Genomic DNA, 22396 nt, shown 5'->3' on the forward strand with positions numbered 1-22396 from the left:
ATGAAACCCATCTGGATCGTCGACGACGACCAATCCATCCGGTTCGTCCTCGAGAAAGCCCTGGCCCGCGAGCAGTTCGCGGTGCGGAGCTTCTCCAACCCGCGCGACGTGTTGAGCGCCCTCGACGAAGAAGCGCCCCAGGTGCTGGTGAGCGACATCCGCATGCCGGGGGGCTCGGGCATCGAGCTGCTCTCGCGCGTGAAGGCGCGCCACCCGGGCCTGCCGGTCATCATCATGACCGCCTACTCCGACCTGGACAGCGCCGTCTCGGCCTTCCAGGGCGGCGCATTCGAGTACCTGCCCAAGCCCTTCGACGTGCCCAAGGCGGTGGAGCTGATCCGCCGCGCGGTCGACGAGAGCATGCGCGAGGCGGTGCTCGACGACCGCCAGGCCGAGATGCCCGAGATGCTCGGCCAGGCGCCGGCGATGCAGGACGTGTTCCGCGCCATCGGCCGGCTCTCCCAGAGCAACGTCACGGTGATGATCACTGGCGAAAGCGGCTCGGGCAAGGAGCTGGTGGCGCGTGCTTTGCACAAACACAGCCCGCGCGGCAATGGCCCGTTCGTGGCCATCAACACCGCGGCGATCCCGAAGGACCTGCTGGAAAGCGAGCTGTTCGGCCACGAGCGCGGCGCCTTCACCGGCGCGCAGACCATGCGACGCGGCCGCTTCGAGCAGGCCGACGGCGGCACGCTCTTCCTCGACGAAATTGGCGACATGCCGTTCGACCTGCAGACGCGCCTGCTGCGTGTGCTGTCCGACGGCCAGTTCTACCGCGTCGGCGGGCATCAGCCGCTCAAGAGCAACGTGCGCGTGATCGCCGCGACGCACCAGAACCTCGAGGAGCGCGTCAAGCAGGGCGTGTTCCGCGAAGACCTGTTCCACCGCCTCAACGTGATCCGGCTGCGCCTGCCCGCGCTGCGCGAGCGCCGCGAGGACATCCCCGCGCTGACCCGCTTCTTCCTGCAGAAGAGCGCCAAGGAGCTGGGCGTCGAGGCCAAGCGCATCACCGATGCGGCGCTCGAACGGCTGATGGGCTTCGACTTCCCCGGCAACGTGCGCCAGCTCGAGAACGTCTGCCACTGGCTGACGGTGATGGCGCCGGCGCAGGTGGTCGAGGCCAAGGACCTGCCGCCCGAGCTGCTGGCGATGCCGGCATCGATCCCGCTGTCCGCCGCGCCGGCACCGGCCATCGCCGGGGAAGCGCCGCCGGTACCCACGTCGCTGCCGCCGGCCGAGCTGCCGTTGCCGATGGCCACCCCGGCGGGCGTGGGGACGCCGTCGTTCGATCCGGCGCCGTATGCGCCGGCGCCGATGCCGGCGTTCCCGCCGAACGCGCTCGGCGGCGCACCGGCGGTGGCCGCGCCAGCGCCTGCCGGGGCCTCGCGCGCCTGGCTCGCCGACCTGGAGCGCGAGGCCCGGCAGCTGCTGGAAGCCGGCTCGCCGGAGGTCTGGGACATGCTGACGCGCCAGTTCGAGGGCCAGCTCATCCACACCGCGCTCGACATCACCCGGGGCCGCCGCATCGAGGCGGCGCACAAGCTGGGCATCGGCCGCAACACGATCACCCGCAAGATCCAGGAACTGGGCCTGGACGACTGAGAAGCGCCGGGCTTCCTCAAGGCCCCGGCCGGCAGGCCGAAACCAGAAGGAAAGTGTCCTGGACCAGGACGCCTTCTCTTCCGAATTGCAAGGGGCCTGCCATGAAGTTCGAGAACTTGCGCCTTTCCGGCAAGTTGTGGGGTGTGATCGCTGCGCTGCAACTGGTGATGGTCGGCGCCGCCGGCCTCACCCTGCACCGGGCCATGGCCGTCAGCGACGCGGCGCTGGCCGCGCAGGCCGAGAGCCACGGCCTGGTCGAGCAGACCACGCGGTGGAAGGGCCTCACCGAGACCGCCGTCACGCGCAGCATGGCCTCCGCGGTCAGCGCTGACACGGCCGTCGGCGATCTCTTCAAGCAGAACCTCGCCAACGATGCGCCCGTCATCGCCAAGCTGCGCGAGGAGGTGATGAAGAAGGCGCAGACGCCGCAGGACAAGGAGCTGTCCGCGGTGATCGCCGCCAACGGCAAGGCGCTGCTGGCCGCGAGCGCCAAGACCCGCGAAGCGGGCGCGGCGGGCAACCGCGAGGAGGTGGCCGTGCTGCTGAAGTCGCAGTACGAGCCCTCGGTGCGCGCCTACCTGGCCAGCATCGACGACTTCGCGCAGCTCCAGCGCCGCAAGAGCGAACAGGCGGCGGCCGACGCGGGTGCGGCGCGCCAGCGCATCGTGCTGCTGGGCGCCGTGGCCGGGGTGCTGATGCTGCTCCTGGGTGGCGGTGCGGCGGCGCTGCTGGTGCGCTCGATCCAGCGTCCGCTCGACGAGGCCGTGCGCACCGCGCACGCCATTGCCGAGGGTGACCTGACCCGGCGCATCGACAGCACGCGCGGCGACGAGATCGGCGCGCTGATGAAGGCCCTGCGCCACATGAACGACGCGCTGGCGGGCATGGTGGGCAGCGTGCGCTCGTCGACCGACAGCATCCAGCATGCCTCGTCGGAGATCGCCAGCGGCAACGCCGACCTCTCGATGCGCACCGAGCAGACGGCCAGCAACCTGCAGCAGACGGCCAGCTCGATGGAGCAGCTCACCGGCACCGTGCGGCAGAGCGCCGATGCGGCCACCACGGCCAACCAGCTCGCGCATTCGGCCGCGGAGGTGGCGCAGCGCGGCGGCGACGTGGTGACGCAGGTCGTGTCGACCATGGGCGACATCCAGGCCAGCTCGCAGAAGATCGCCGACATCATCGGCACCATCGACGGCATCGCATTCCAGACCAACATCCTGGCGCTGAACGCGGCGGTGGAAGCCGCCCGCGCCGGCGAGCAGGGCCGCGGCTTCGCGGTCGTGGCCGGCGAGGTGCGCAGCCTCGCGCAGCGCAGCGCCGAGGCCGCCAAGGAGATCAAGGGTTTGATCGGCGCCAGCGTCGACCGGGTGGAGTCGGGCACGCGGCTGGTGGGCGATGCCGGCCGCACGATGAGCGAGATCGTGGCCAGTGTCCAGCGCGTGGCCGACATCATCGGCGAGATCACCGCCTCGGCCGCCGAACAGAGCCAGGGCATCGGCGAGGTCAACACGGCGGTCACGCAGCTCGACCAGATGACGCAGCAGAACGCGGCGCTGGTCGAGCAATCGGCCGCCGCGGCAGAGAGCCTGAAGGCGCAGGCCGAGCAGCTGGCCGGCACCGTGTCGCGCTTCCGTACGGCGGCCTGACGCCGCGGCGCCGGCGGGCGCCGTTCAGCTCAGCTCGACGATCACCGGCGCGTGGTCGCTCGGGCGTTCGTTCTTGCGTGTGGGCTTGTCGATGGTGCAGGCCGTCACGCGGCTCTTCAGCGCGTCGCTGACGAGGATGTGGTCGATGCGCAGCCCCTGGTTCTTGCGGAACGCCAGGTTGCGGTAGTCCCACCAGCTCCAGCTCTTGGGCGGTTGCTCGAAGAGCCTGAAGGCATCATGCAGCCCCAGGGCCAGCAGCTCGCGGAAGTGCGCGCGCTCCTCGGGCGTGCAGTGGATCTGGCCGGCCCAGGCGACCGGGTCGTAGACGTCGCGGTCTTCCGGCGCGATGTTGAAGTCGCCCATCAGCACGAGCTGCGGATGGCGCGCCAGTTCCGAGGCGACCCAGGCGCGCAGGCCGTCGAGCCAGCGCATCTTGTAGACGAACTTGTCGCTGTCGGGCGCCTGCCCGTTGGGGAAGTAGCCGCCGATCACGCGCACGCCGCCGACGGTGCCGGCGATCAGCCGGGCCTGCTCGTCCTCCACCCCCACGATGTTCTTGGCGATGTCCTGCGCGGGCTCGCGCGAGAGCAGGGCCACGCCGTTGTAGGTCTTCTGCCCGAACCACTGCGGGTGGTAGCCCGCTTCCGTCAGCACGGCATGGGGAAACTTGTCGTCGGTGAGCTTGGTTTCCTGCAGCACCACGGCGTCGGGCTGGTGGACGGCGAGCCAGTCCAGCAACTGCGGCAGGCGCACGGCGAGGGAGTTGACGTTCCAGGTGGCGAGTTTCATGTCTTCTGCGAGCGGCTGCTCCGGTCGTGCTTGAGCACCGCATCTGACCACACGCGGAACGCGGGGCGCAATGGCAGCCGGCAACGCACAGAAATGCGGGTTTGTTCGGGCGCCCTGTTCATTGCTGGCATTTATAGTTGCCACATAAATAGTTCAAATATGAACTAATCAAACCTCAAGGAGATGCCCATGCACCGGTCCGTACCCTTTGCTGCCGCCGCCGTCGCGGTCGTGTGCGCCGGCACAGCGCCCGCCGCCCACGCCCAGGGCGTCACGGTCTACGGCATCCTCGACCAGAGCGTGGAGTACCTGACGAACGTCAACGCCGCGGGCGACTCGGTCAAGCGCATGCCCAACCTCACCGGCAGCGTGCCTTCGCGCCTGGGCTTCCGCGGCGTGGAGGACCTGGGCGGCGGCATGAGGGCCGTGTTCGGCCTCGAGAGCGGCCTGGCCCCCGATGCCGGCACGCTCAACAACGGCGGCCGCTTCTTCGGCCGCTTCGCCTACGTGGGGCTGGCCGGCCCCTGGGGCACGCTGACCGCCGGGCGGCTGGCCAACATGACCTTCCTCGCCCATGGCAACGAGACCCTCGGCGGCAACCTCTACTCCAATGCGTCGCTCGATCCGTACATCCCCAACGCACGCAGCGACAACGCCATCGGCTACCTCGGCAACTTCGGCGCCTTCACCGTCGGCGGCACCTACAGCCTCGGGCGCGACACGGCGGCCGGCGGCGGCCCGGCGGCGACGAACTGCGCCGGCGAGGGTGCGGGCGGCGGCCGGGCCTGCCGGCAGTGGACGGTGCTGCTCAAGTACGACGGCGCCAGCGCCGGCGCCGCGTTCAGCCACGACGTGATGAACGGCGGCACAGGCGCGCTGCTCGGCATGGGCGACCCGGCCTTCCGCGATCGCCGCACCGTGCTGAACGGCTACGTCCGCTGGGGCGGCGCCAAGATCGCGGCGGGCGTGCAGCGCCGCCATCGCGATGCCGCCGCCGACCTCAAGTCCAACCTGTGGCACCTCGGCGTGTCGTACGCCGTGATGCCGGCGGTCGTGGTGGATGCGCAGCTCAGCCGCCTCGACGTGGCCGGCAGCGACGCCGACGCGACGCTGCTGGCCGTGCGCGGCAGCTACGCGTTCTCCAAGCGCACGACGATCTATGCGATGGCGGGCCGCATCCGCAACGGCGAGGGGTCCGCCGTCTCGCTGAGCGCCGGCGGCACGGTGGGAGCGGGTCTGTCGCAGAGCGGCGTCGCGGCCGGCATCCGGCACAGCTTCTGACCGCGGCGCTTTCAGCGCACGATCCACTCGCGCACAACCATGTGCGTGCCGAGCAGCACCAGGCTGCCCAGGAAGCAGCGCTTGAAGAGCGCGGGCGGCAGCGTCTCGCGCAGCAGCTGCCCGAGCGCCATCCCGGCCAGCGCCGGCAGCAACAGCAGGGCCGAGGTGCCGAACACCGCACCGGTGTACTGGCCGTTCATGGCGAGCCCGAGGGCCAGCGCGAGGGTGGAGACGGTGAAGGAGAGGCCCATCGCCTGGATCAGCCCGTCGCGCTGCAGCCCCAGCGCCTGCAGGTAGGGCACGGCCGGGATCACGAACACGCCGGTGGCCGCGGTCACCAGACCGGTGGCGGCGCCGGCCAACACGCCCAGCGGCCGCTCGGCGTGCGCAGGCACGGCCAGCCTGGCGCCCATCAGGCTCCATGCCGCGTACCCGATGAGCGCCAGGCCCAGCGACACCGTCGCCCACGCCCCCGCGGGGGCGCCCAGCGCCCAGGCGCCAGCGAGCGTGCCGGCGCACACGCCGGCCTGCATCGGCGCGAGGCGGCGAAGCACCGGCCCGAGCGTGGCCCAGGGGCGGAGCTGCCAGACGTTGGTGGCCAGCGACGGCACGACCAGCAGCGCGGCCGCTTCCGCCGGCGGCATCACGAGCGCCAGCAGGGCCATCGCGACCGTCGGCAGCCCGAGGCCGACGACGCCCTTGACGATGCCGGCCAGCACGAACACGCCGATCGTGAACAGCGGCAGCAGGGCGTGGGGGGCGGTGAGCGTGTCCAGCAGTGACATGGTGTGCGGCGGCCGGGTGGAGGGAACAGGGCCGATTCTGGGGAGCACCGGCGCGGCCGCCAATTCGGAAGTGGCTGACCAAGCCTCAGGCCGTGCCTGAACCTGCCTGTGGCAGCATGGGCCTGATGCGCTTCGACCTGACAGACCTGCGGCTCTTCCTGCACGTGCACACCGCCGGCACGATCACGGGCGGCGCCGAGGCCAGCCACATGACGCTGGCCTCGGCGAGCGAGCGCATCCGCGGCATGGAGGCGGCGCTGGGCGTGGCGCTGCTGCAGCGCGAGCGGCGTGGCGTGCAATGCACCCCGGCGGGCCGCACGCTGGTGCACCACGCGCGGCTGGTGCTGCAGCAGATGGAGCGGCTGCACGGCGAGCTCGGCGACTACGGCGCCGGCGTCAAGGGCCACGTGCGCCTGTTGTGCAACACCTCGGCGCTGAGCGAGCACCTGCCGCAGGTACTGGGCAGCTTTCTCGCGGCCCATCCGGGCATCTCCGTCGACCTGGAGGAACGGACCAGCACGGAGATCGCCGATGCGGTGCGCAGCGACGCCTGCGACATCGGCATCGTGGCCGATTCGGTCGACCTGGCGGGCCTGCAGACGCTGCGGTTCCGCCCCGATCCGCTGGTGGTCGTGGTGCCGCGCGCGCACCCGCTGGCCGGGCGCGATGCCGTGGCCCTGGCCGACATCGTGGGCGAGGAGTTCGTCGGCCTGGCCGAGGGCAGTGCGCTGCAGGAGCACCTGGCGCAGCACGCGCGGCGGCTGGGCCGGCGGCTGAACTACCGCATCCGGCTGCGCAGCGTCGAGTCGGTGTGCCGACTGGTCGGGGCCGGCATCGGCATCGGCATCGTGCCGAAGGCGGTGGCGCTGCGGTGCGGCCGGTCGGCCGGCATCCGGCGTGTGGCGCTGACGGATGCCTGGGCGCGGCGCAGCCTCGTGGTGTGCGTGCGCCGGCTCGATGCGCTGCCGGCGCATGTGCAGCAGATGGTGCGGCACCTGCTCGCGGCGGACGCGCCGCCCGGGCTTGCCGCAGCCCGCCTCAAGTTGCAGGTCGACATGCCGTAACCTTCGCTTGCAGCGCGTTGCGCGGCCCCGGATTCCCAGCAGTTCCAAGGACATCGATGCTGCGCACGTTCGCCCGTTTTCTCACACGCCTGTCCGTGGGCCGCAAGCTGCTGCTGATCTACCTGCTCGATCTCTCGGCCGTCATCTACATCAGCGGCATCCTCATCAACGAGAAGTTCATCGCGATCGACTTCGCGCGCAAGGAAGAGGCGGGCATCGCGTACATCGGCGCGGCCAGCGACGTGCTGGTCGACCTGGCACGCGCGGGCATCGGCCCGTCGGCCGCGCCGCCAGCTGCGGCCGACTGGACCTCGCAGGCGCGCACCGCGGAGGACGCCGAACGCCTCCATGGCCAGGGCATGCGCAGCGAGGAGCTGGCCAAGGGCTTCGCGCAGGCGCTCGACGCGCTGGGCCCGCACCCGTCGCCGGCGTCGCTCTCGCTGGCGCTCGACCAGGGCCGCGCGCTGGTGACGCGCGTGGGCAACCAGTCGAACCTGATCCTCGATCCCGACCTCGACAGCTACTACAGCATGTCGCTGGTGCTGCTGCGCTACCCCGAGCTGCTGGCGGTGCTCGACCGCATCGGCACCCACCTGCGGCCGGACGACCGGCGGCCGCCCGAGCTGCTGCGCACGCAGTACCTGGTGCTCGAAGGCCAGCTCGACGCGGTGGCGCAGGGCATCGCGTCCGACCAGGGCGAGGCCGTGGCCGCCTCGGGCCCGCAGCTGCGCGCCGCGCTCGATCCGGCGCAGGCGCGGCTGGCGTCGGCCATCGAGGGGCTGCGCCGCGCGGCGCGCGCCTACATCGACGACGGCGCCACCGGCGACCGCCTGCGCGCCATGCATACCGCGCAGGCCCACTTGCTCGACGAGCTGCACGCCGCCTGGCGGCTGGGCGCGCAGGAACTGGAGCGGTTGCTCGCGACCCGGATCGACGGCCTGTACATGCGCATGTGGCTGCACCTGGGCACCGCGCTGGTGCTGCTGTTGGCGATCCTGTCGCTGGTGTACGTGGTGGCTCAGCAGATCGCGACGCCGCTGCGGCGGCTGGCGGGCGTGGCCGACGAGGTGCGGCGCACCGGCGACCACACCTTGCGCGCTTCCTGGCAGAGCCAGGACGAGATCGGCCGCATGGTGCTGGCCTTCAACGACATGCTGGCGCAGCTCGACCGCGAGCGCGCGGTGCAGCAGGAGCTGGCGGCCAGCGCCCGCGCCGCCGAGGCGCAGCGCGCGCTGGTCGAGTCGACCCCGATCCCGCTGATGGTCACCTCCATCCCCGGCCACGAGGTGCTGCACGCCAACCCGCCGGCCGAGGGCTGGCTCGACGGCCGGCGCACCGACCCGTGGGCCGTCGGGCTGGAGCCGGCGGTGCGGGCGCACTTCTTCCAGCAACTGGCCGACCGCGACGCGGTCAATGAGTTCGAGGTGCGCTGGCTCGGCACCGGCGAGCCGACCTGGGCCGTGCTCAGCGCCCGGCGCGTGCAGTACCAGGGCCGCGATGCGGTGATCACGGTCTTCTCGCCGATCAACCACCTGAAGCAGATGAAACGCCGGCTGGAGCTGTGGGCCAAGGTGTTCGAGGCCTCGACCGAGGCCATCCTGATCGTCGACGCGAACCGCCGCATCCTGTCCGCCAACCTGGCCTTCCACAAGGCCACCGGCTACGACCTGCAGGACGTCGTCGGCGAGCGGCCGATGCTGATGCTCGGCGGCGAGGCGGGCGAGGCGTTCGTCGAGTCGATGTGGTCCAGCGTCGCGCGCCGCGGCACCTGGCAGGGCGAGCTGACGGTGCGCCGGCGCGACGGCAGCGAGTACCCGGCGTGGATGATGGTGAGCCCGGTGCGCGAAGGCCCGGGCGCGCGCGGCGACGTGACGCACTACATCTTCACCTCGATCGACATCGCCGACCGCAAGAAGAGCGAGGAGCGCATCCAGTTCCTCGCCCACCACGACGTGCTGACCGAGCTGCCCAACCGCTCGCTGTGCACCGAGCGGCTGCGCCTGGCGCTGCAGCAGGCCGGGCGCACCGGTCAGAAGGTGGCGGTGCTCTTCATCGACCTCGACCGCTTCAAGGACATCAACGACACGCTGGGCCACCACATCGGCGACGGGCTGCTGCGCTCGGTCGCGCGGCGGCTGGTGGAATCGGTGCGCGTGGGCGACACCGTGAGCCGCCTGGGCGGCGACGAGTTCGTCGTCGTGCTCAACGGCGTCGACAGCGTCGACGAAGTGGTGCACGTGGTGGAGCAGCGGCTGATCCCGCGCATCCGCCAGCCGCACCTGGTGGAGGGCGCGGAGCTGCACGTCTCGTGCAGCGTGGGCATCGCGCTGGCGCCCGACGACACCACCGACCTCGACACCCTGATGCGCCATGCCGACACGGCCATGTACCAGGCCAAGGCCAGTGGCCGCAACACCAGCGCCTTCTTTGCCGCCGAGATGACCGAGCGGGCGCAGCAGCGCCGCCGCACGGAGGCGGCGCTTCGCAAGGCCATCGATGCCGGCGAGCTGCACCTGGCCTACCAGCCGCGCATCGATGCGCGCACCGGCCGGCCGGTGGGCGTGGAGGGGCTGCTGCGCTGGGACAGCGCGGAGCTCGGGCCGATGAGCCCGTCGGTGTTCGTGCCCATCGCGGAGGAGAACGGCTTCGTCGTGCCGCTGGGCGCCTGGGTCATCGAGCAGGCCTGCGCGCAGATCGCGCGCTGGCGCGCGCAGGGCCTGCCGCCGCTGAACGTGTCGATCAACCTCTCGGCGCTGCAGCTGCAGGATCCGAAGCTGCTCGACACGCTCTCGACGAGCCTGCAGCGCCACGCCGTCGAGCCCGGCATGCTGGAGCTGGAGCTGACCGAGTCGATGCTGATGGACCACGCGGAAAGCACGCTGCAGACGATGCAGGCCATACGCCGGCTCGGCGTCGGGCTGGTGATCGACGACTTCGGCACCGGCTATTCGAGCCTCAACTACCTGAACCGCTTCCCGATCAACAAGCTGAAGATCGACCGCTCGTTCGTGCACGAGATGCTCAACGACCCGAACGCACGCGCCATCACGCAGGCCATCATCGGCCTGGGCCGCACGCTGAAGCTGCAGGTGGTGGCCGAAGGCGTCGAGGTGCCGGCCGAGGGCGCCGCGCTGCGCGCCGCGGGCTGCGACGAGCTGCAGGGCTTTTTGTACGGCCGCCCGATGCGGCCCGAGGCGCTGCAGGCTTGGCTGGCGCAGGGGGTGCGGCAGGTGGCGTGAGGCCGGGGCAACCGGTGCACCAGTGCGCGGCCGGAACCTGGGCCCGCCTTTTTTGATCAGCAGCGGATGCCGTTTCCGCTGCTCCACTACCTCCGCCGCCGCCTGGGCCTGCTGACGCTCGTGGCGGCCCTGGGCGCCGGCGCCTTTGCCGGCTGCGCCCACCTCGACGAACAACAGCGGCGCTGGATCTTCCAGGCCCGCGCCGACGCACCGTGGACGGAGGCCCAGCGCCAGCGCCGCGACGACGGCATGACCAACGTCTGGCTGGAACACCGATCGCGCGCCAGCGGCCGCGACGTGAGGCTGCACGCCGTGTGGTGGCCGAGCGAGGCGGCCGGCGCGCCCGTGCTGCTGTACCTGCACGGCGCCCGCCGCAATGTCGAGATGAGCCTGTCGCGCATCGCGCAGATGCGCGACCTGGGCTTCTCGGTGCTGGCCGTCGACTACCGCGGCTTCGGCCAGAGCACCGACGAACTGCCCTCGCAGGACGGGGTGATCGAGGACGCGCAGGCGGCGTGGGACTGGATCGCCCGCAACCACCCCGGGCTGCCGCGCTACATCTACGGCCACTCGCTCGGCGGCGCGATCGCGGTGCAACTGGCCGCGAGCCGGGCCGACGAGCAGGGCGTCATCGTCGACGGCAGCTTCACCTCGGTGCCGGACGTGGTCCGCACCTTCAAGTGGGGCTGGCTGCCGCTGGGGCCGCTGATCACCCAGCGCTTCGATTCGGCCGCCGCCATCTCACGCGTCGGCTCGCCGGTGCTGATCGTGCACGGCAGCCGCGACGGGTTCATCCTGCCGGAACTGGGCAGGGCGCTTTACGACAAGGCGGTGGAGCCCAAGCGGTTCGTGTTGATCGAGGGCGGGAGGCACTACACCGGCGCGGCGATGGGGGAAGCGCAGTATCGGGAGGCGTTGTTGGAGTTGTTTGGGTTGGGGGCAGGGCGAGCACGTACAGGAACGCCGAACCGATGACAGCCGCTAGCTGGCGTATGCGCTCGACGAGAGTGATTGCAGAGCCGTCGCTCTTTGGAATGGTTCGATTCGTATGGATCCGCGAACCCTACATCGCGGAGTCGTGCACGGGCCCTTACGCCGCCGCTTGCCGAGTTGGGCTATCCGCAACCCAATATCACTCCCTCTCCCGCAGCAAGTGATACAGCACGATCGCCCCAAACGTCGCCGTCCCGATCCCGCCCATCTTGAATCCCGCGATCGACAGCGTCAGGTCGCCGGCCCCCGCCGTCAGGGCCACGCCGGCGACGATCAGGTTGCGCGGCCTGGAAAAGTCGACCCGGTTCATCACCCAGATGCGCCCGCCGGTCGCGGCGATGAGGCCGAAGACCACCAGCGCCAGCCCGCCGACCACCGGCACCGGCAGCGTCAGGATCAGCGCGCCGAACTTGGGTGAAAAGCCCAGCAGCAGCGCCACCGCCGCGGCCACCACGAACACCAGCGTCGAATAGATGCGCGTCACCGCCATCACGCCCATGTTCTCGGCGTAGGTGGTGACGCCGGTGCCGCCGCCCGAGCCCGAGACCACCGTGGCGATGCCGTCGGCGATGAAGGCGCGGCCCATCAGCGGGTCGAAGTTGCGGCCGGTCATGGCCGCCAGGCCCTTCACGTGGCCCAGGTTCTCGGCGACCAGGATCACCGCGACCGGCGCGATCAGCGCCATCGCCGTCGCGTCGAACACCGGCGCGCTGAACTTCGGGAGGCCGAACCAGGCGGCCTGGGCGACGCCGGAGAACTCGATCGGCTTGCCCCAGCCCAGCAGGTTGGCGCCGATGGCATACAGCAGGTAGCCGCACAGCGCGCCCAGCAGGATCGGCAGCCGGCCGACGACCCCCTGGCCGCGCACCGCGACCAGCCCCACCGCCAGCGCCGTGAGCAGGCCCACCGACACGTCGAACGGCGTGGTGCCCAGGCTCTTGACCGCCACCGGCGCGAGGTTGAGCCCGATCGCCGCGACCACCGTGCCGGTGACGATGGGCGGCATCAGCCGCTCGATCCAGCCCGTGCCCAGCACCTGCACCACCAGGCCGATCAGCATGTACAGCACGCCCGCCGCGATGATGCCGCCGAGCGCCAGCCCGATGTTCGGGTTGGGCCCGCTGCCGGCATAGCCGGTGGCGGCGATCACCACGCCGATGAAGGCAAAGCTGGAGCCGAGGTAGCTCGGCAGCCGCCCGCCGGTCAGCAGGAAGAAGATCAGCGTGCCGATGCCCGAGAAGAAGATCGAGGTGTTCGGGTCGAAGCCCATCAGGATCGGTGCCAGCGCGGTGGAGCCGAACATGGCCACCACGTGCTGGATGCCCATCACCACCGTCTGGCCGGCAGGCAGGCGCTCGTCGGGGGCAACTTCGCCCGCCGTCTTCAGGGTCCATCGGGGAAACCAGCTGCTCATCGTCCTCGCTCCTCGTCTTGGGATCTTGCGGGGCGATGATGCGCCCCGGGGTGGGGCGTGATTGTCAGCCGGCCGGTGCCGGCTGCACCGGCGCGGTGCCTCGGCGGCGGTAGGTGACAAACGCGAAGCCGAAGTCGTTAGGCGCGGCGGCGCGGTGGGTCTCGCGCGCCGTCTCGGTGAACTCGCCGGCCCAGGGCGGGAAGCGCGTGCTGCCGTCGAAGTCCCGGTCGATCTCGGTCAGCACGAGTTCGTCGGCCAGCGGCAGCGCCGCGGCATAAAGCTCGCCGCCGCCGATCACGAACACGCGGGGCACGTCGCCGGCAGCATCGATGGCCTCGGCCAGCGAGGCGCTGCGCACCGCGCCAGGGGCCTGCCATGCCGGCTGGCGCGTGACGACGATGTTGGTGCGGCCCGGCAGCGGCCGGAAGCGCTCGGGCAGCGATTCCCAGGTGCGCCGCCCCATGATCACCGGGCAGCCCGACGTGGTGCGCCGGAAGTGGGCCAGGTCTTCGGGCAGGTGCCAGGGCATGGCCTCGCCGTTGCCGATCACGCGGTTGCGCGCGACGGCGGCGATCAGGGTCAGCACCGCCATGCCGTCACACCGCCACCGGCGCCTTGATCGGCGCGTGGTGCTGGTAGCCGAGCACCTCGAAGTCCTCGTATGCGTAGTCGAAGATCGACGCCGGCCGGCGCTTGATGTTCAGCGTGGGGTAGGGGAAGGGCGTGCGCGACAGCTGCGTCTCGACCTGCTCGAAGTGGTTGTTGTAGATGTGGCAGTCACCGCCGGTCCAGATGAAGTCGCCCACCTGCAGGTCGCACTGCTGCGCCAGCATGTGCGTGAGCAGCGCATAGCTGGCGATGTTGAAGGGCACGCCGAGGAAGATGTCGGCGCTGCGCTGGTAGAGCTGGCAGCTCAAGCGGCCTTCGGCCACGTAGAACTGGAAGAAGGCGTGGCAGGGCATCAGCGCCATCTTCGGCAGGTCGGCCACGTTCCAGGCGCTGACGATGATGCGGCGGCTGTCGGGGTTGGCCTTGAGCTGCTGGACGACGTCGGCAATCTGGTCGACGTGGCCGCCGTCGGGCGTGGGCCACGAGCGCCATTGCACGCCGTACACCGGGCCGAGGTCACCGTTGTCGGCGGCCCATTCGTCCCAGATCGTCACGCCGCGCTCCTGCAGCCACTTGGCGTTGCCGTCGCCGCGCAGGAACCACAGCAGCTCCAGGATGATGGACTTGAGGTGCACCTTCTTGGTGGTGACGAGCGGGAAGCCCTCGTTCAAGTCGAAGCGCATCTGGTGGCCGAACACGCTGCGCGTGCCGGTGCCGGTGCGGTCGGTCTTGGCCACGCCGTTTGTGTAGACGTGGCGCATGAAGTCTTCGTACTGGGAGCGCACGGGGCGCAGGGGGGCGGCGGTCAAGTCGGGCTCCAGGCGGACGGGGGGAGGCGGGCGGGCATTGTCCGTGATGCGGCATGGCCTCGTGCGGCGGTAGGTTCCGGCCGCCGGGCTCACCTGCGCCGCGCGACGGCGCAAGCCAGTGCGGCCAGCGCGAAGGCCGGCAGCAGCCACGCGTCAGGGGCCGCCAGCAGGTGGAGCATCACCCCGGCGAGCGCGCTGTAGGCCAGCGGCAGCACCCACAGCACCCCTGGCGGCCGGCGGGCCAGCGCGAGCCAGCCGAGCGTCGCCGCGACGGTGGGTTCGGGCATCAGGCCGAACACCGGCGCCTGCGCGGCCGGGGTGCCGGCCCACAGCGCGATGACGGGATAGGCGGCGATCGCCGCGGCCACCAGCACGGCCGCGGCGCGATCGGCCGCCTGCCGGGGCGGTGGCCGCGGCGCCAGGCGCTCGCCGCGCCAGCCCGCCCACAGCAGCAGCGCAGCCTGCACCGCGAAGGCCCAGGCCAGGTGCACGGAAGCCCAGTTGATCGCCGCCATGCGGTGGTAGTGGAAGGCCCAGGCCACCCCGAGCCAGGCCGCCGCCAGCAGCAGCGCGGGCAGCATCGCCAGGCTGCGTGCTGCTGCGGGCCGGCGCTGTGGCGGGCCGGTGCGCAGCGCCGTTCCCAGCACCGCCAGCGCGGCCAACAGCACGAACAGGTGCGCCGGCCACCATTCGAGGTTGTAGCGCTCGACCAGCCGCTCGTAGCTGCGCGCCGAGAACATCAGGAAGTCGCTCGGCGCGTAGGTCCACCATTCGGTCATGCCAGCTTCCCGGCGTCGGCGGCGATGCGCCGGCGCATCGCCTCGTCGGGCAGCGGACCGCGGGCGGTGCCGAGGTTCTCCAGCACATGGTCCACCCGCGTCGTCGCCGGGATCGCGCAGGTGACGGCGGGGTGCGAGATCACGAACTTCAGCGCCGCTTGCGCCCAGCTCGTGCAGCCCAGCTCGGCGGCCCAGCCGGGCAGCGGGTGGCGCTGCAAGGCCTGCGTCAGTGCGCCCTGCTCGAACGGCCGGTTGGCGATGACCGCGATGCCGCGCTCCCGCGCCAGCGGGAGGATGCGCTCTTCCACCCGACGGTCGCGCAGGCTGTAGCTGATCTGCACGAAATCCAGCGGCTGGCTGCGCATGATCTGCTCGATCTCATCGTGCCGCCGGCCTTCCGAGGTGGTGATGCCCACGTGGCGCAGCCGGCCTTCGGCCTTCATCGCGAACAGCGTGGCCAGGTGCGCTTCCCAGGCCAGCAGGTTGTGGACCTGCAGCAGGTCGAAGCGCGGTATGCCCCACAGTCGGCGCGAGGCCTCGATTTGCGCCGGCCCGCGCGCGCCCGAGCCGGTCCAGACCTTGTCCGCCGAGTAGAGCGCCTTCGGCATGCCCAGGCGCCGCAGCCCCTCGCCGACAACCGCCTGCGACGAGCCGTACATCGGCGACGAGTCGACGAGCCGGCCGCCAGCGTCGAAGAAGGCCTTCATCACCTCGGCGCAGCGGGCACGTTCCGCGGCATCGTCGCCGACGTTGAACGTGATCCAGGTGCCCAGGCCCACGAGGGGCAGTGTGGGCCCGCCCGGGCGGGCGGCGCGGGTGATCAGCGGGGCCGTGGCGGCCCGGCCCGGGGCGCCGGCGCATGCGGCGCCGGCCGCGAGGAGCTGGAGCCAGCGGCGTCGGGTGGTCCGGTCGTCGTCATGCATCGGAGGTCTCCGTCGGAGGGCGGGCGGGTTCGACACCTCGACGATGGCCGCGTTCCGCACCGCTGGGCCACGCACGTTTGTAAGGCGAGGTTACGCGGCGGGCCGGTGGACGTGCACCAGGTCAGGGATAACAACCAGCGTGCGGCCGGTTGTCTTCACTAAGCTAGGGCATCCCCTGCTCCAGAACGGGGAACGGTGGAGAACACAGCATGACCTTGCTTCGTACGACCCGTTTGCCGCTGGCGTTGGCCGCGGCGCTGCTCCTGGTGTCCTGCGGCGGCAGCGACGGAGATGACGACGGCGGGCCGAGCATCCCGGTGCCGGGTGTCACCGAGTCGGTCGAGATCGTGCGCGACAGCAACGGCGTGGCGCACATCTACGCGAAGAACCAGCGCGACCTGTTCTTCGCGCAGGGCTACAACGCGGCGCGCGACCGGCTGTGGCAGCTCGACCAGTGGCGGCGGCGCGGCGAGGGCAAGATGGCCGAGCAGTTCGGCTCGCGCTTCCTCGAGCACGACCGCGCGGCGCGGCTGTTCCTGTTCCGCGGCAACCTTGACGAGGAATTCGCGAGCTACCACCCGCAGGCCAAGGAGATCCTCACGGCGTTCTCGGAAGGCATCAACGCCTACATCGCCGAGGCCCAGGCCGATCCCGAGAAGATGCCGATCGAGTTCCGCCTTACCGGCACCCAGCCGGGGCAGTGGACGCCCACCTCGTCGCTGATCCGGATCTACGGCATCACGCGCAACGTCGGCAGCGAGATCTCGATGGCGCGGCGCATCGCGGCGGTGGGCCTGGCGACGACGCAGGAGCTCACGGTGACCGAGCCGCCCACGCAGATCCAGGTGCCGGCCGGCATCGACGTCGCCACCTTCTCCAACGCGATGCTGGCGCCGTACAGCCTGGCGCGCAACGGCCTGGCCTTCGAGGCAGGCGATTTTCCGAAGAGCCCGCTTGGCCTGGCGCAGCGCGCCGATCTGGCCAAGGCGCTCTCGGCCGGCAACGGCACCGCGCCGCGCAGCGCCGAGGAGCGCGAGGCCATGCGCTACGAGAGCAACAACTGGACGGTGCACGGCTCGCGCACCGACACCGGCAAGCCCATCCTCGCGGGCGACCCGCACCGTGCCATCGAGATGCCCTCGCTGCGCTACATGGTCCACCTGAACGCGCCGGGCTGGAACGTGATCGGCGCCGGCGAGCCGGCGCTGCCGGGCGTGTCGATGGGCCACAACGAGCGCATCGCCTTCGGCTTGACCATCTTCGCCTTCGGCGACGAGGAAGACCTCTACGTCTACGACACCAACCCCGCCAACCCGTCCGAGTACCGCTACGCCGGCGCATGGGAGCCGATGCGCGTGGTGAGCGAGACGATCAGCGTGCGCGGGCAGGCCGCTGCCTCCACCGCTGACCTCAAGTTCACGCGCCACGGCCCGGTGGTCTACGAGGACACCGCCAACCGCAAGGCCTACGCGGTGCGGGCGGCCTACCTGGAGTTTCCCGGCACGGCGGCCTACCTGGCCAGCCTGCGGCTGAACCAGGCGCAGAACTGGACGGAGTTCACCGAGGGCATGGCCAAGCACTTCACGCCGGGCGAGAACATGGTCTACGCCGACGTGGACGGCAACATCGGCTGGTTCGGCGGCGCGATGGCGCCGATCCGCCCGCGTCCGGACTGGTCGGGCATGCTGCCGGTGCCGGGCGACGGGCAGTACGAATGGGCCGGCTACCTGCCGGGCTCGCTGCTGCCGCGGGTGCTCAACCCGCCACAGGGCTTCTTCGCAACGGCCAATGAGTTCAACGTGCCGGCCGATTACGCCTACCGCAGCATGTCGGCCACGTCCTGGGCCGAGCCCTACCGCTTCCAGCGCGCGTCGGAGGTGCTGGCGGCCAGCCCGCGGCACACGGTGGCCGATTCGGCGCGGCTGCAGATCGACGAGCTCTCGATCCCGGCGCGCACGATCGGGCCGCTGCTGACGGGCCTGGTGTCGGACGACGCCGAGGTCACCGAGGCGCTCAATCTGCTGCGGGCCTGGAACCACGTCGTCAGCATCGACTCGGTGGCCGCGACGATCCACGAGCTGTGGCTGCCCCGGCTGCTCAGCCGCGTGTCGGAACTGGTCATTCCGCCCGCGGGGCGCAGCGTGTTCGGCACGCTGTCCCGGCCGGTGGTGCTGGCCAAGCTGGCGGCGCCGGATGCGGTGTTCGGGCCCGACCCGACGGCTGGCCGCAATGCCGTGCTGCTCGACACGCTGAAGGCCACCCTCACCGACCTCAAGGCCCGCCGCGGTACCGACAAGGCGGCGTGGCAGTGGGGCCAGCTCCACCACATCCAGTTCGAACATGAGCTGTCGCCCTTCCTCGCGACCGACCTGGCCGAGTCGCTCGCCACCGCCCGCTACCCGGTGGGCGGCGACGGCGACACGCTGCACCGCGGCTCGTACCGGACCTCGGACTTCCGCGTCACCAGCGGCGCCTCGTACCGGCAGGTGATCGACCTCTCCAACTGGGACAACTCCCTGGCCATCAACGTGCCGGGGCAGTCGGCGGATCCGCAGAGCCCGTACTACAAGAACCTGATCGAGGCCTGGTCCAAGGGCGAGTACTTCCCGATGGCCTTCAGCCGCAGCAAGGTGGACAGCCTGCGCGCCGACAGCGTGACGCTGCGGCCGCAGCGCTAGGCGCGGGCTGCCCATGCGCACGCGCAAGGCGGCCGTGGCGCTGGTGTGCGTGGCCGGCGCCGCCGCGGCGCTCGCGGCGGCCGCCAGCCGCATCACCGTGCTGGTGCTCGACGTGCCCGAGCGCCGCGCGACCGTGGTGCTGCCCCGCTCCGAGGTGTACCGCATGCGGCTGCTGGAATCGGAGGCCACGCTCTGCGCCCGCCAGGGGCCGGGCTCGCCGCTGCACTCGGTGTACCTGCCGGCCGATTTCTGTCCGCTGGCGGTCGCGTCCAGCGTCGCCGCGCCGGGCAGGGCGCTGCTCGAGCTGCCTTACCTGCCGGCGCTGCGGCACATCGTCCGCTGAGGCCGCACGGTCTGGGCCTTCCGGTCTACCATGGCCCTCGCCGAGGGGTGAGGCGGCGCGTCTTCCCGCACAGTCCCCGACGGCATCGTGTCCACCACCCTTGCAACCGGGAGCTGTTTCCATGGCCAAAGTGCTCGTCCTGTATTACTCGTCGTACGGTCACATCGAGAAGATGGCGGAGGCGATCGCCGAGGGCGCCCGCGGCGCCGGCGCGCAAGTCGACATCAAGCGCGTGCCCGAGACGGTGCCCGAGCAGGTCGCCAAGAACGCGCACTTCAAGCTGGACCAGGCCGCGCCGGTGGCGGCGGTGGCCGACCTGGAGCACTACGACGCGATCGTCGTGGGCACCGGCACGCGCTTCGGCCGCATGTCGTCGCAGATGGCCGCGTTCCTCGACCAGGCCGGCGGCCTGTGGGCGCGCGGTGCGCTCAACGGCAAGGTCGGCGGGGCGTTCTCGTCCACCGCCACCCAGCACGGCGGGCAGGAGACGACGCTGTTCTCGATCATCACCAACCTGATGCACTTCGGGATGGTGATCGTGGGCCTGCCGTACAGCCACCAGGGCCAGATGACGCTGGACGAGATCGTCGGCGGGGCGCCCTACGGCGCCACCACCATCGCCGGCGGCGACGGCTCGCGCCAGCCGTCGGACATCGAGCTCGCCGGGGCCCGCCACCAGGGCGAGCTGGTCGCCAAGACCGCGGCGAAGCTGTTCGGCTGAGGCCGCGCGGCGCTCAGGACTGGGTGTCGGTCAGGTAGATCTCGACACGGCGGTTCTGGGCGCGGCCGGCGTCGGTGCTGTTGTTGGCGACCGGCTGGCGCGAGCCGACGCCTTCGGTGCTGATGCGCGACGCAGGGACGCCGCGGCTCGTCAGGTACTCGCGCACGCTGGCGGCGCGCTCGCGCGACAGCGGGTCGTTGACGGCGTCGCTGCCGGTCGAGTCGGTGTGGCCGATGATGCGCACGTGCATCGCCGGGTCGAGGCCCTGCGCGAACTGGTCGAGCACCGGCCGCATCTGCGGCTTGACGTTGGCGCGGCCGACGTCGAACGAGAAGTCGCTCGGGATGTTGACCTTGAGCTCGTTGTTCTGCGTGCGGGCCACGTCGATGCCGGTGCCCTGCGTGGCCCGCTCCATCGCGGCCTGCTTCTCCTGCATGCGCTTGGACCAGATGTTGCCCGCCACTGCGCCGATGGCGCCGCCGACCACGGCCCCGGTGCCGGCACGGCCGCCGGTGGCCGCGCCGATCACCGCGCCCGTGGCCGCACCGATGCCGGCGCCGGTGGCGGTGTCGCGCTGGGTCTTGCTCATGTCCGCGCAGCCGGTGAGGACGATGGCCGCCGCGCCGAAGGCAGCGACCGCGGGGCGGAAGGAAAAGGTCTTGTTCATGGGGTGCTCCTGAAACGTGTCTCGGCGGCGGGTCGTGCTCGCCGTGGCCAATCGAGTCTCTGCCGCCCGCGAAATGCCGGCCATCGGAGGCCAGGCCACGGGGCCGTCGGACACGTCCGACCCCGGTGCTATGCCGCGCCGACGTGGTGGAACTGCATCGCAGCCAGCCTGGCGTAAAGGCCGCCGCGGGCGATCAGTTCCGCATGGGTGCCGATGTCGACTATCTCGCCGGCCTCCATCACGACGATGCGGTCGGCCCGCTGCACGGTGGCCAGCCGGTGCGCGATGACGAGGGTGGTGCGGTCCTGCATCGCGGTCTCGAGCGCGGCCTGCACCACGCGCTCGCTTTCCGCATCGAGTGCGCTGGTGGCCTCGTCGAGCAGCAGCAGTGGCGGGTTCTTCAGGATGGCGCGCGCGATGCTGATGCGCTGGCGCTGGCCGCCCGACAGGCGCACCCCCCGCTCGCCGAGGTAGGTGGCGTAGCCCTCGGGCAGCGCCGTGATGAAGTCGTGCGCGTAGGCGGCCCGGGCCGCGGCATGAACCTCGGCGTCGGTCGCCTCGGGGCGGCCGTAGCGGATGTTCTCCAGCGCACTGGTCGAGAAGATCACGCTGTCCTGCGGGACGATGCCGACGCGGCTGCGCAGCGCGTGCAGCGAGGCCCGCGCCACCGGCACGCCGTCGATGCGGACCTCCCCTTGCTGCACGTCGTAGAAGCGCAGCAGCAGCTGGAACACCGTGCTCTTGCCGGCGCCGCTGGGGCCAACGATGGCGACCGTCTCGCCGGGCTTCACGTCGAGCGTGAAGTGCAGCAGCGAAGGCTGCCGGGGCCGCGACGGATAGTGGAAGACGACGTCGCGCAGGGAGACCGACGAGCCCGCGCTCACCGCCGGCAACGCCTGCGGCTGCGCCGGATCGTGCACCGGTGAGCGCGCGGCCAGCAGCTCCATCAGCCGCTCGGTGGCGCCGGCGGCGCGCTGCAGGTCGCCGTAGACCTCCGACAGCGCGGCGACGCTGCCGACGAACAGGATGATGAACACCACCGTCTGCCCCAGGTGGCCGGCGGTGATGCGCCCGGCCAGCACCGCCTGCGTGCCCTGGTAGAGGCCCCACAGCAGGGCGCCGAAGGTGGCGCTGATGATGAAGGCGACCAGCAGCGCCCGCACCCGCGAGCGGCGGCGCGCGGTGTCGAACGCGGCCTCGGTCGCGCTGCCGAAGCGCCCGGCCTCGCGGCGCTCCTGGGTGTAGCTTTGCACGATGGGCACGGCGTTCAGCACCTCGGCGGCGATGGCGCTGGAGTCGGCGATGCGGTCCTGGCTGGCGCGGCTGAGCTTGCGCACGCTGCGCCCAAAGTACAGCGCGGGCAGCACGACCAGCACCAGGATGCCCAGCACCTGCGTCATCACCCAGGGATTGGTGACCACCAGCATCACCAGCGCGCCGGTGCCCATCAGCGTGTTGCGCAGGCCGAGCGAGAGGCTGGAGCCGACGACCGTCTGCACCAGCGTGGTGTCGGTGGTCAGGCGGCTGAGCACCTCGCCGGTCCGCGTCGACTCGAAGAACTCGGGGCTCTGCGCCACCACGTGGGCGTAGACGGCGTTGCGCAGGTCGGCGGTGATGCGCTCGCCCAGCCAGCTCACCAGGTAGAAGCGGGCGCCCGAGAACACCCCCAGCGCCGCACCCACGGCGAACAGCGCGACGAAGTGATCCCGCAGCTGCAGCACGCGCGCGCCCGGCTCGGCGGCCACGAGGCCCTGGTCGATCAGCGTGCGCAGCGCCACCGGGAAGGCGAGCGTGGTGGCGGCCGCCAGCAGCAGGAAGAGCCCCGCCAGCGCGATGCGGCCGCGGTAGGGCCGCAGGAACGGGCCGAGCGCGCCCAGGGCGCGCACCGGCCGCTTGGCCTGCGCCACGGCATTGGGCCGCCGGCCCGGCCCGTGGTCGGCGGGGAGGGGGTCGTGCAGCGGGGCGGGCGGTGCGGAAGTCATGGTGCCAGTGTAGGCACCGCGCCGGACGCACCCTGCCGGCCGGTATTGCATGCTTGGTCAATCACAGCC

General features: G+C 71.3%; 18 protein-coding genes. 9 read left to right on the plus strand and 9 right to left on the minus strand.

Translation table 11 applies throughout. The features are described from left to right. Entirely contained in the window at positions 1-1602 is a 1602-nt protein-coding gene (gene ntrC, locus V4F39_RS00095; RefSeq protein WP_332287185.1) for a nitrogen regulation protein NR(I), read from the plus strand. A 101-nt stretch (positions 1603-1703) separates the two neighbouring features. Then, complete coding sequence (locus V4F39_RS00100) at positions 1704-3251, plus strand: methyl-accepting chemotaxis protein (protein ID WP_332287186.1); 1548 nt, start codon at positions 1704-1706, stop codon at positions 3249-3251. Between the two features lie 24 nt (positions 3252-3275). Here the strand turns inward: V4F39_RS00100 and xth are convergent, their stop codons facing one another. After that, a complete protein-coding gene (gene xth, locus V4F39_RS00105; RefSeq protein ID WP_332287187.1) occupies positions 3276-4040 on the minus strand; it encodes an exodeoxyribonuclease III in 765 nt (254 codons plus the stop codon). Positions 4041-4229: 189 nt separating this feature from the next. Between xth and V4F39_RS00110 the strand changes: the two genes are divergently transcribed. Continuing rightward, positions 4230-5321 (plus strand): porin, encoded by a 1092-nt coding sequence (locus V4F39_RS00110; protein ID WP_332287188.1) that lies wholly within the window; start codon positions 4230-4232, stop codon positions 5319-5321. An 11-nt stretch (positions 5322-5332) separates the two neighbouring features. Here V4F39_RS00110 and V4F39_RS00115 read toward each other — a convergent pair whose 3' ends face one another. After that, positions 5333-6106, minus strand: coding sequence for a sulfite exporter TauE/SafE family protein (locus tag V4F39_RS00115; protein ID WP_332287189.1), 774 nt, complete (start codon positions 6104-6106; stop codon positions 5333-5335). 125 nt (positions 6107-6231) lie between these two features. Here V4F39_RS00115 and V4F39_RS00120 point away from each other — a divergent pair, with 125 nt between their 5' ends. The 3 genes from V4F39_RS00120 to V4F39_RS00130 all read left to right on the plus strand — a co-directional run bounded on the left by V4F39_RS00120 (position 6232) and on the right by V4F39_RS00130 (position 11384). After that, on the plus strand, positions 6232-7170 hold the full coding sequence (locus V4F39_RS00120; RefSeq protein WP_332287255.1) for a LysR family transcriptional regulator: 939 nt from the start codon (positions 6232-6234) through the stop codon (positions 7168-7170). A 56-nt stretch (positions 7171-7226) separates the two neighbouring features. After that, positions 7227-10409: an EAL domain-containing protein gene (locus tag V4F39_RS00125; protein ID WP_332287190.1), complete on the plus strand. Its 3183-nt coding sequence runs from the start codon at positions 7227-7229 to the stop codon at positions 10407-10409. Positions 10410-10475: 66 nt separating this feature from the next. Continuing rightward, positions 10476-11384, plus strand: a complete 909-nt coding sequence (locus V4F39_RS00130) for an alpha/beta hydrolase (protein ID WP_332287191.1) — start codon at positions 10476-10478, stop codon at positions 11382-11384. A gap of 157 nt (positions 11385-11541) precedes the next feature. Here the strand turns inward: V4F39_RS00130 and V4F39_RS00135 are convergent, their stop codons facing one another. From V4F39_RS00135 to V4F39_RS00155, 5 genes are all read right to left on the minus strand, one after another. Next, entirely contained in the window at positions 11542-12816 is a 1275-nt protein-coding gene (locus tag V4F39_RS00135; RefSeq protein ID WP_332287192.1) for a solute carrier family 23 protein, read from the minus strand. Positions 12817-12880: 64 nt separating this feature from the next. Then, positions 12881-13408, minus strand: coding sequence for a dihydrofolate reductase (locus tag V4F39_RS00140; protein WP_332287193.1), 528 nt, complete (start codon positions 13406-13408; stop codon positions 12881-12883). Between the two features lie 4 nt (positions 13409-13412). Then, positions 13413-14234, minus strand: a complete 822-nt coding sequence (locus V4F39_RS00145) for a thymidylate synthase (protein ID WP_332287194.1) — start codon at positions 14232-14234, stop codon at positions 13413-13415. Positions 14235-14323: 89 nt separating this feature from the next. After that, a complete protein-coding gene (locus V4F39_RS00150; RefSeq protein WP_332287195.1) occupies positions 14324-15013 on the minus strand; it encodes a DUF6064 family protein in 690 nt (229 codons plus the stop codon). Further along, positions 15010-15936, minus strand: a complete 927-nt coding sequence (locus tag V4F39_RS00155; protein WP_332287196.1) for an aldo/keto reductase — start codon at positions 15934-15936, stop codon at positions 15010-15012. The genes V4F39_RS00150 and V4F39_RS00155 overlap by 4 nt, the downstream gene beginning before the upstream one ends. 209 nt (positions 15937-16145) lie before the next feature. Between V4F39_RS00155 and V4F39_RS00160 the strand changes: the two genes are divergently transcribed. The 3 genes from V4F39_RS00160 to wrbA all read left to right on the plus strand — a co-directional run bounded on the left by V4F39_RS00160 (position 16146) and on the right by wrbA (position 19678). Beyond that, on the plus strand, positions 16146-18614 hold the full coding sequence (locus V4F39_RS00160) for a penicillin acylase family protein (RefSeq protein ID WP_332287197.1): 2469 nt from the start codon (positions 16146-16148) through the stop codon (positions 18612-18614). Between the two features lie 13 nt (positions 18615-18627). Further along, positions 18628-18957, plus strand: coding sequence for a hypothetical protein (locus V4F39_RS00165; protein WP_332287198.1), 330 nt, complete (start codon positions 18628-18630; stop codon positions 18955-18957). 121 nt (positions 18958-19078) lie between these two features. After that, entirely contained in the window at positions 19079-19678 is a 600-nt protein-coding gene (wrbA, locus tag V4F39_RS00170) for an NAD(P)H:quinone oxidoreductase (RefSeq protein ID WP_332287199.1), read from the plus strand. Between the two features lie 13 nt (positions 19679-19691). Here the strand turns inward: wrbA and V4F39_RS00175 are convergent, their stop codons facing one another. After that, a complete protein-coding gene (locus V4F39_RS00175; RefSeq protein WP_332287200.1) occupies positions 19692-20345 on the minus strand; it encodes a YiaD family glycine zipper/OmpA-like lipoprotein in 654 nt (217 codons plus the stop codon). Between the two features lie 128 nt (positions 20346-20473). Then, positions 20474-22327 carry an ABC transporter transmembrane domain-containing protein gene (locus tag V4F39_RS00180; protein ID WP_332287201.1) on the minus strand — a complete coding sequence of 618 codons (1854 nt, stop codon included), beginning with the start codon at positions 22325-22327 and terminating at the stop codon, positions 20474-20476. Positions 22328-22396: the final 69 nt, after the last annotated feature.

The organism is Aquincola agrisoli, from assembly GCF_036621135.1.
GTDB lineage: Bacteria > Pseudomonadota > Gammaproteobacteria > Burkholderiales > Burkholderiaceae_C > Aquincola > Aquincola agrisoli.